The following is an 8189-nucleotide window of genomic DNA, read 5'->3' on the forward strand; positions in this document are numbered from 1 at the left end:
GCATGAAGATAGTTACGAAGGCTCTCACCTTTGACGACGTTTTGCTCGTCCCGCAGTACTCCGAAATTTTGCCTAAACAAGTCGATATAAAAACGCGCTTTAGCAGAAATGTGGAGCTAAACATCCCGATCGTATCGGCTGCGATGGATACCGTCACTGAGCACCGCGCGGCGATCATGATGGCGCGTCTGGGCGGTATCGGCGTCATACATAAAAATATGGACATACAAAGCCAGGTCAAAGAGGTCCGCCGCGTGAAAAAAAGCGAAAGCGGCGTAATCATCGATCCTATCTCCATCTCGCCAAACGCCAGCATAGGCTCCGCGCTTGATATGATGGCGGATCTACACATCTCAGGCGTTCCCGTCGTGGATGAGGAAAATAAACTAATAGGAATCCTAACCAACCGCGATTTGAGATTTGAAAACGACAGAAGCGTCCTCGTAAAAGACAGGATGACCAAAGCCCCGCTAATCACGGCTCCAAAGGGCTGCACGCTAGACGACGCGGAGAAGATTTTCTCTCAAAACCGCGTAGAAAAGCTACCTATAGTCGATAAAGACGGCCACCTAGAAGGCCTCATAACCATAAAAGATCTAAAAAAACGCAAAGAGTATCCAAACGCAAATAAAGACGCATACGGCAGACTTCGCGTAGCAGCAGCTATCGGTGTCGGGCAAATGGATAGAGCAAAAGCCCTAGCGGAAGCCGGCGTAGACGTCATCGTCATCGACTCCGCCCACGGCCACTCAAAAGGCGTACTAGATACGCTAAGACAAGTCAAAGCCGAGCTAAAAGTGGACGTCGTGGCTGGAAATATCGCAAACCCGGCCGCCGTCAAAGACCTAGCGGAAGCAGGCGCCGACGGTATCAAGGTAGGCATAGGACCGGGCTCCATCTGCACCACTCGCGTGGTAGCGGGCGTTGGCGTACCTCAAATTTTCGCCGTCGATAGCTGCTCGGCCGAGGCTGCGAAATACGGCATCCCCGTCATCGCAGACGGCGGACTAAAGTACTCGGGCGACGTAGCCAAAGCCCTAGCCGCAGGCGCTAGCTGCGTGATGGCGGGTAGCTTGTTAGCTGGCTGCGAGGAGACTCCGGGCGAGGTGATAACATTCCAAGGACGCCAGTACAAAGTCTACCGCGGCATGGGAAGTATCGGCGCGATGACGAAAGGCAGCAGCGATAGATATTTCCAAGAAGGCACCGCGCAAGATAAGCTCGTGCCTGAGGGTATCGAGGGCCGCGTGCCGTTTGCGGGCAGTATAAAAGAGGTCGTGCATCAGCTAGTTGGCGGCCTACGAAGCGCGATGGGCTATATGGGCTCAAAAGATATCAAAACGCTTCAGGAAAAAGCCCAGTTCGTCGAGATCACGAGCGCAGGCCTAAAAGAGAGCCACGTCCACGACGTCGTCATAACGCAAGAAGCCCCTAACTACAAAGTCAATTAGTGCTAAATTTAAAAACCGGCAAAGTAAAATTTAATGAGCCGCTCTATCTGGAGAGCGGCCGAATTTTACCCGAATTTGAGCTCGCTTACGAAACATACGGAAAGCTAAACGAGGATAAAAGCAACGTCATAGTCGTCTGTCACGCGCTAACGGGCAGTCACCACGCCGCGGGCAGATACGAAAACGAGCAGAAATTCGGCTGGTGGGACGCGCTAGTGGGCGATAGCAAGGGCATAGATACGAGCAAATTTTTCGTCATCTGCGTAAATATCCTCGGTTCAAATTTCGGTTCGACAAATCCGCTCAGTATCGAAAAAAGCACGGGCAAGCAGTATCGTTTGCACTTTCCGGTGCTAACCATCAGCGACGTCGTAAAGGCGCAGATGAGGCTTTTTGAGCACTTAGGCATCGAGCGAGCACATGCGGTCGTGGGCGGTAGCCTAGGGGGCATGCAAGCACTTTGCTTTGCGATCGAGTTTCCAAATTTTGCTAGAAACGTCATCATCCTAGCCAGCACCTATCAATGCAAGGCCTGGGCGATCGCGTTTAACAAAATCGCGATCGAGGGCATCCTGCGCGATCCGGGCTTCAAAGACGGGCAGTACGACGAAAACGACATCGCCGCCCAGGGGCTAACAGGCATGGCGCTAGGACGCATGGCGGGGCACATTAGCTTTCTTTCGCCAAGCTCCATGGACTCCAAATTCGGCCGCAACTACGTTGAGACCGACGGCCTTTACGAGCTTACGGGGCGGTTTCAGGTCGATCGCTATATGGAGTACAACGGCCACGGCTTTCCTAAGCGCTTTGACCCGCTGAGCTACCTTTACATCGTAAAGATGATGAATATCTTTGACTGCACGCGCCACTACGACGACCTCGCGCACGCTCTTTTGCCTATTTGCGCCAAGGTTACACTCATAGCATTTAGCGGCGATATGCTATTTCCGCCAAGCTGCATGCGGCAGATGTACGAGACGCTGAAGGGTATCGGCAAGGAGTGCGATTATCACGAGATAGACAGCGACTACGGCCACGATGCGTTTTTGGTCGAAGTAGATAAATTTGAAAAAATCATAAAAAAGGTTTTAGATGAGTGAAAATTTAAGCGAGGATTTTGAAAGCAAACTCGCCAAAGCAAATGAAATTTTAAAACAGCTCGGCGACGAAAATTTAAGCCTAGAGCAAAGCGTTAAGCTGCACAAAGAGGGCAAAAAACTGCTCGAGGAGGCAGATAAAATCCTGCAAAACGCAAAGCTAGTCGTAAAGGACGCAGACGATGAATAACGCGACCACAGCCGTTTGCGCCTTACAGCTGCCGACCCAGCCCATGAGCGAGTCGCGGCTAGATTATTATTTTAGGATTTGCGCGGGCGAAGGCGCTAGGCTCGTGGTGCTCGGAGAGTACGTGCTAAACAGCTTTTTTAAAGAGCTAGAGCTCATGCCAAAAAGCCTCATCAAAGAACAAAGCGAGCGCAAAAAGCACGCGCTTGCCGCGATGGCGCAAAAATACAATCTAGAAATCCTGGCCCCGCTAGTGCTACCCAAAGGCAAAGGCTTCGTCAAGGTTGCGGCGAGATTTAGCCCCGCATCCTCGCGCTTTTACGAGCAGCAGATATTGATGCCCTACCCGCACTGGAACGAGGCGAAATTTTTTACCAACAAAGACGAAGGCGAGCTAAATTTGCCCGTCTTTAGCTACGAAAAATTTAAAATCGGCGTGATGTTTGGTTTTGAGGCGCATTTTGACGCGGCGTGGGCGTATATGGCGCGCAAGAAAGTCGATGCCGTCGTGGTCCCCACTGCATGCACGTTTTTTAGCGAGTCGCGCTGGGAGGAGCTGCTAAAAACCCGCGCCTTTACAAACAACGTCTATGTTTTACGCGTAAACCGAGTCGGCAACCACAAGGCCGCTAGCGGCGAGCAGTGGAGCTTTTACGGCGATTCGATGCTCATTAGCCCCTTTGGCGAAGTAGTTTCGCGCCTAGGTAAAAACGAAGAGATGATGGTAGCAAAACTCGAAAAAACCGAACTCGCACGGGCTAGACACCTATGGGGATTTTCTCAAATTTTAAACAAAAGACTAGGCTAAATTTAATTTTTAGGCGGCAAACCTATCAAATTTGCCGCTCTTTTTCCTGCAAATTTTGCCTAACCGTTAAATTTATCTTGATTTGTCGCGCTTTTTAGACCATAAACTTATCTGGCTTTTATCGACGATAAAAATTTATTTTAGCGGCAAATTTGACCAAACCTGCCTTTTCTAACGTTAAATTTTACAATGTGCCGCTCTTTTTCACGAAACTATATGTCGCTAGATATAAACCTCGCAATAATTTGTTTTAATTTCTAAATTTAGTTTGAGATGCTTTCACTAAATAAACCTATAAAAATTTCTTTATGTCATCAGAAAATAAAACCAAAAAGTAAAATCATAAAAAATCATAGAGTAAATTTAAATTTAGCAAAACAGTCAAATTTTACTAAAGTATGCCAAAGGTTACAAAATTTGACGCAAAACCGTAAAAATACTAAATTAGGCTCGGCCTCGTCAAATTTATCCCCTCCAAGCATTACCGAAATAGACTAAAAATCGGTTTTTGCCGTCAGAGTACTCGTATCTCATCTCGCAGCCGTGGCGGACGAAAATTTGATTTGCGATGTAGAGCCCAAGGCCTAGCCCCGAGTTTGCCAGTTGGGTTTTGCGGTTAAAGGCTTTGGTAAAATTTAGCCTCTCCTCCTCGATCCTCTCGCCGCTGCTAGCCACTACGAAGCGATCCTGGCGTATTTGCAGTAAAACCGCGTCTTTTGAGTATTTTAGCGCGTTATCGAGCAGATTTTTTATCGCCGTGGCAAATAGCTCAAAGTCTACGCTTAATATCGGCGTCCGTCCAGCCGTATCTACTTTGACGCGCTCTTTGTCCTGCGCAAAAAGTAGATCCATCGCATGGTCGGCGACGTCTATGAGGCGGTATTCGTTTTTGTTTAGTCGCCACTCATCGGAGCTAAATTTTTCAAGCTTGACGATTTCGCTCAGAACAAGTTCTTGACGCGTGAAAATTTGCTTTAGATCGTCCTTAAATTCCTCATCCTTTATGATGCCGGATATTATCTTGCCCTTCATTACCGGCGTTCGAAGCTCGTGCAGAATATTGCGCAAAAACAGCTCTCTGGCCTCTTTTATATTGTTTATCTTTTGCATCGTGAGGTTAAATTCCTGCGCTATCTCGCCAAGCTCGTCGCGACCGCTCACGTCGATGCTTTTTCGCGAGCCGGCGCCCACGGCTCTGATTTGTTTTTTTAGATTTCTTAGACCCAAGAGTTTTTTCATTAGCACGATAAAAAAGCCGATCGTCACGGCATTTATCGTGCCCGCTACCGTCCAAAATCTAGCCATCGAGAGCTCTTTTGTATTTTCTAGCGCGGCGATATTGTTTGCCGGCATTATCTCGCCGTAGTCGTCCGTTTCTATGCCGGCTTTAAACATCAAATTTAAGATTGATCTATGAGACGAATTGATATCTCTAGGTACGTAGTACAGCTTCTGGTTGTACTCGATCATGTCGCAATACGTATCTTGCAGTATTTTTACGCCGCCTTTTCTTATCTCGTCGTTTGACTCGTCGGCATATTTTAAATTTATCTCTTTTAGCGACTCCACGATGTGCTCGCCGCCCTCGGCCCTGATGTGCATACCCAACATAAATCTCTGAAACACCGAATACTCAAGCTCTTCAAGAGTGCGCTTATGCTCGGCAAAAAAAGTTACGTTGATAACTAGCATCGTAACGGCAAACAAGAACGATATTAAATTTACGATAGAGAGCTTAGGCATTGATAAATTTATACCCCACGCCGCGCACAGAGTGGATGAAGCGCGGATTTTTCGGATCATCACCGATCTTTTGCCTAATACGTCCGACTATGACGTCGATACTTTTTATCCCGCTTTGAAATTTGACGGAGTCGATGTTTAAAAGCAGATCCTCGCGCGAGATTACAAACCCCTCTCGTTCAAACAAAAATGCGAATATATCGTACTCTGCGCGAGCTAAATTTACCTCTACGCCATCTTTTTTAAGTACGTGTTTATCTTTATCCAAAGTAAAAATTTTGCCGCTTGGCTGATCTTGCAAGCCTCGGCGAAGTATCGCTCGTATCCTAAAAGCAAGCTCGACGGGCTCATAGGGCTTAGCTATGTAATCATCCGCTCCAAGCTTAAAACCTTGAACTTTATCTAAAGTTTCAGATCTAGCTGAGGAAATGATAATAGGAAGCGTCGGATGCGTCTTTCGTACCTGCTCGCACACCTCAAATCCATCCATATCCGGCAAAGACAGATCAAGCACCAAAGCATCGTATTTTAGCCCATTTTCTAGGATTTTTAGCCCTTCAAGAGGATTAAACGCCATCGTCGTTTCTATCTTCTCAAGCTCCAGCATCCTAGCTAGTAGTTTTGCAAGCTGTTCGTCGTCTTCTATTAATAAAATTCTTATCATAGCGCAATTATAGCAATAACTTCGCTCTAACGCCTTAAATTTTGAATTAAATTTATAATTTAAGTTTGTTACCAAGAATTTACCGTATTTGAGCTTACAAAGTGATATGATTTCATCATTACAAAAAAACGAAACGGCTAAAAACCGCTTCTAGACGGCGTCGCTCGAAATAGAGCCAACAAGCAAAAATCAAAAGGAGACAAAATGCAAAACTCAAGAAGAAGTTTTTTTAAAAATGAGCATGGCAGGAGCTGGCGCGCTAGCTCTTAGCAGCGTAAACGCTAATGCTACGGCAAACGAAAAAGACGTCAAATTTGACGAAGAGTACGACGTCGTCATCGTAGGAACAGGTTTTGCGGGCTTGGCTGCGGCTATCAAGGCCAGCGAGCGCGGCAAAAAAGTGCTAATCCTAGAAAAAATGGGACGAGCAGGCGGTAATAGCGTAATCAACGGCGGAAACATGGCGGCTCCTATGAATAAATTCCAAGTCGCTCAAGGCATCAAAGACAGCAAAGAGATCTTTATCGCAGATGCCGTTAAAGACGGACTCGGACTAAACCACACCGAGCTACTTGGCACGATGTTTGACCGCAGCAACGACGCTGTAAATTTACTGATTAGCTGCGGCGCGGACTTCCTTGAAAGGCTTATTTTTGAAAGCGGCCACAGCGTAGCTAGAAGCTTGCAAACATCAAACGGCTCAGGATCCGGCTATGTCCAACCTATGCTAAATAAACTAAAAGACGATCCAAACGTTACGATAAAAACCAGAGCCAAATTTGATGAATTAGTACTAGACGACAGCGGCCGCGTCGTGGGCGTTATCGGTAGAGAGGATTATAAATTTGACGCTAAACTCTTTAGCGACGACCTTGAAAACAAATCGGGCGAAAAGAAAGCGTATAAGGCAAAAAGCGGCGTATTGCTCGCTGCGGGCGGCTTTGGACGCGACTTGTGGTACCGCCAGATCCAAGATCCTCGCATCGTACCTACCATCGACAGCACTAACCACCCTGGCTCATCTGCGGGCGCGATGCTACAAGCCACCAAAATCGGTGCCGTAACGCTCCAGACCTCATGGATTCAGTTTTTGCCTTACTGCTCGCCGGACGAAAAAGGCTTTGGTGCGGCGGTAAACTTCACCAACCACTGTTGCAACACCTACGGCATCACGGTTAATCCAAAAACCGGCGAACGCTTCATGAACGAGCACGCAGGACGTAAAATCAAAGCCGACGCATGCTTTGCCGTCATCGGTAAAGAGGAAAACTATCCGGTAAATATCTGCGACTCTCAAGCCGTCGCCGCCCAAAACCCGATCTATACGTCAAGACCTCTTGAGATCGGCGTTATCTGGAAATTTGACACTATCGACGCGCTTGCGGCACATTTTAAAATCCCTGCCGACAAGCTAAAAGCTACGATTGCTAAGTATAACGAAGGCGTGAAAGCAGGCAAAGACGAATTTGGCAAACCGGTATCTAAACTAAACGGCATCGACGTATCCAAAGCGCCGTTCTATGCTAGCCGAACTATGCCGAAAGTTCACCACACTTGCGGCGGTTTAGAGATAAATACCAAAGCTCAGGTTATCTCTCTTGATACTCACGAGCCGATCCCAGGCCTCTACGCTGCGGGCGAGATCACCGGCGGCGTACACGGAGCTAGTAGGCTTGGAACGTATGCGATACTTGATTGCATGGTGTTTGGAATGATAGCGGGAGAGAATATCTAATCTTGCAGGGGGGCTGTGCCTCCCTTTTGCGATCAAGCTCCATCCCGTTGGAGCCCCGCATTAAAGAGTAAGATCGCTACTCGCGATCCAATTCGTATCGCAGGTCAAATTTAAGATTAAAGTCAAGAATTCGGCTTGCGGTACTTTTAAATTTAAAGCCGAATTTGCAGTTAAATTTGTAAACTAGGCATCCGAAAGGAATTCGCATGAAACATAAAGCGTTTCTCGCCTTGTGCGCATCTATGCTACTATGCTCTTTTGCATTTAGCGCAGGCGCACCAAGCGCAAAGATAACGTCTTTAGTCGATCTTAACGTCACCGACGAGCTGCGAGCCAAGCATCCTTTAAAGCCTCATCACGAAAAGCTAAGCTTTACCTGTCTTGATTGTCACGAAGGACAAGGAAACGACGCTAGTAAATTTAAATCTATCGGCGATAAAGGCTGTTTGTCCTGTCACGGCGACAAGAAAAAGATAGCTAAAAGACTAGAATATATGGATCTGC

Annotated in this window: 8 protein-coding genes; 6 read left to right on the forward strand and 2 right to left on the reverse strand. The window is 47.3% G+C overall.

The window, feature by feature from the left end:
• Nucleotides 1–2: 2 nt before the first annotated feature.
• From guaB to RWM02_RS02585, 4 genes are read left to right on the forward strand one after another with little or no spacing between them, the layout of a single operon-like run.
• On the forward strand, nt 3–1451 hold the full coding sequence (gene guaB, locus RWM02_RS02570; RefSeq protein ID WP_314068902.1) for an IMP dehydrogenase: 1449 nt from the start codon (nt 3–5) through the stop codon (nt 1449–1451).
• The gene (gene metX, locus RWM02_RS02575) at nt 1451–2551 is read left to right on the forward strand and encodes a homoserine O-acetyltransferase MetX (RefSeq protein WP_314068904.1); all 1101 of its coding nucleotides are present in this window, start codon (nt 1451–1453) and stop codon (nt 2549–2551) included. Before guaB ends, metX begins: the two co-directional genes overlap by 1 nt.
• Nucleotides 2544–2738, forward strand: coding sequence for an exodeoxyribonuclease VII small subunit (gene xseB, locus RWM02_RS02580; protein WP_002948190.1), 195 nt, complete (start codon nt 2544–2546; stop codon nt 2736–2738). The genes metX and xseB overlap by 8 nt, the downstream gene beginning before the upstream one ends.
• A complete protein-coding gene (locus tag RWM02_RS02585) occupies nt 2731–3543 on the forward strand; it encodes a carbon-nitrogen hydrolase family protein (protein ID WP_314068906.1) in 813 nt (270 codons plus the stop codon). Before xseB ends, RWM02_RS02585 begins: the two co-directional genes overlap by 8 nt.
• A gap of 465 nt (nt 3544–4008) precedes the next feature.
• On the opposite strand, the gene RWM02_RS02590 is transcribed toward RWM02_RS02585, so the two are convergent.
• Both RWM02_RS02590 and RWM02_RS02595 read right to left on the reverse strand, forming a co-directional pair.
• Entirely contained in the window at nt 4009–5346 is a 1338-nt protein-coding gene (locus tag RWM02_RS02590) for an ArsS family sensor histidine kinase (RefSeq protein ID WP_314068908.1), read from the reverse strand.
• Nucleotides 5279–5950, reverse strand: a complete 672-nt coding sequence (locus RWM02_RS02595; protein WP_314068909.1) for a response regulator transcription factor — start codon at nt 5948–5950, stop codon at nt 5279–5281. Before RWM02_RS02595 ends, RWM02_RS02590 begins: the two co-directional genes overlap by 68 nt.
• A gap of 235 nt (nt 5951–6185) precedes the next feature.
• Here RWM02_RS02595 and RWM02_RS02600 point away from each other — a divergent pair, with 235 nt between their 5' ends.
• Nucleotides 6186–7685 carry a flavocytochrome c gene (locus RWM02_RS02600; protein ID WP_314068910.1) on the forward strand — a complete coding sequence of 500 codons (1500 nt, stop codon included), beginning with the start codon at nt 6186–6188 and terminating at the stop codon, nt 7683–7685.
• 206 nt (nt 7686–7891) lie between these two features.
• Nucleotides 7892–8189, forward strand: a 298-nt coding sequence (locus RWM02_RS02605) for a cytochrome c3 family protein (protein WP_314068912.1), incomplete at its 3' end; no start/stop codon positions are given.

It is taken from the genome of Campylobacter showae, from assembly GCF_963515975.1.
GTDB classification, from domain to species: domain Bacteria; phylum Campylobacterota; class Campylobacteria; order Campylobacterales; family Campylobacteraceae; genus Campylobacter_A; species Campylobacter_A showae_F.